The organism is Hallella colorans, assembly GCF_003096815.1.
GTDB lineage: Bacteria > Bacteroidota > Bacteroidia > Bacteroidales > Bacteroidaceae > Prevotella > Prevotella colorans.
Genome location: NZ_QENY01000059.1, coordinates 1 through 1,326 on the forward strand (window position 1 = coordinate 1; position 1,326 = coordinate 1,326).

At 38.9% G+C, this 1,326-nt stretch carries 1 protein-coding gene; it reads left to right on the top strand.

The window, feature by feature from the left end:
• Window positions 1-126 precede the first annotated feature (126 nt).
• On the top strand, window positions 127-1,290 hold the full coding sequence (locus tag C7379_RS12565) for an IS4 family transposase (RefSeq protein WP_116617558.1): 1,164 nt from the start codon (window positions 127-129) through the stop codon (window positions 1,288-1,290).
• The last annotated feature ends 36 nt before the right edge of the window (window positions 1,291-1,326 follow it).

The window sequence follows — 1,326 nt, forward strand, 5'->3', positions numbered from 1 at the left end:
TCACTACTGTCCCGTTAAGGTGGACTAATCACTCTTTGAATTAATTGAAATACAGTCTATTAGGTGGTGTTTTGAAATGAAACGGACTTGATTTCGTAACTTTGCAGTCAAATTCAAATGACTGTTATGTTCCAAGACAAATATGTTTTTGCCCAGCTCACCGCTTTTTTGAACAGAACTCAGTTTAACAACTATGTTCGCAAGTATGATGGAAATCGCTATGTGAAGCATTTCACTTGTTGGAATCAGTTACTTGCTATGATGTTTGGTCAACTGAGTAATCGAGAGAGTTTGCGAGATTTGATTGTTGCTTTTGAAGCACATAGAGCAAAGCAATACCATCTTGGATTAGGGCGTAAACCTATTGCGAAAACGACATTTGCTTCAGCCAATCAGAATCGTGACTACCGTATCTTTGAAGACTTTGCTTTCTATATGATGGAGCAAGCCAGAAAGAAACGGGTAACGGATATCTTCAAATTGAAAGGCAATGTGTATGCCTTCGACTCAACGACAATTCCTTTGTGTTTGTCAGTCTTCTGGTGGGCAAAGTTCCGTAAGAAGAAGGGAGGGATAAAAGCACATGTGTTATATGACCTCGAATCTCAGGTTCCAGCTTTCTTCCATATCTCTACAGCATCCGTTTACGACTCAAAGGCCATGAAGGAAATTCCTTATGAATCAGGTTCTTACTATGTATTCGACCGTGGATATAATGCATTCAAGGAACTTTTCAAAATACATCAGCATGAATCGTTCTTTATTGTGCGAGCCAAGAAGAATCTGCAATACAAATGCTGTAAATGGAGGCGCAGGTTGCCAAAGAATATATTGACAGATGCTGTGATTGAATTCACTGAATACAATTCATACCGAAAATATCCAGAGAAACTCAGACTCGTCAAATTCTATGATGAAGAACAAGACAGGGAGTTTGCTTTCCTAACCAATGCCATTCATCTTACAGCACCTGAAATCGCCAATCTTTACAAGAATAGATGGCAGATAGAGCTGTTCTTCAAATGGCTAAAGCAGCACCTCAAGATCAAGAAGTTTTGGGGTACTACAGAGAATGCTGTGAGAATCCAAATATCATCGGCAATCATAGCCTATTGCCTTGTTGCTATCGTACAACATGATTTTCAACTTAAGCGATCAACTTATGAGGTTCTTCAGATTCTAAGTATTTCGCTTATGGATAAGACACCACTCGTAGATCTCTTCGAAATGACTGATTTCAATAATGTCAAAGAACTCGATTGTCCCCTCTTTCCGGGGTTATTTGATTAATATTTAACTGGTCCCTATTTTAACGGGACACTAATG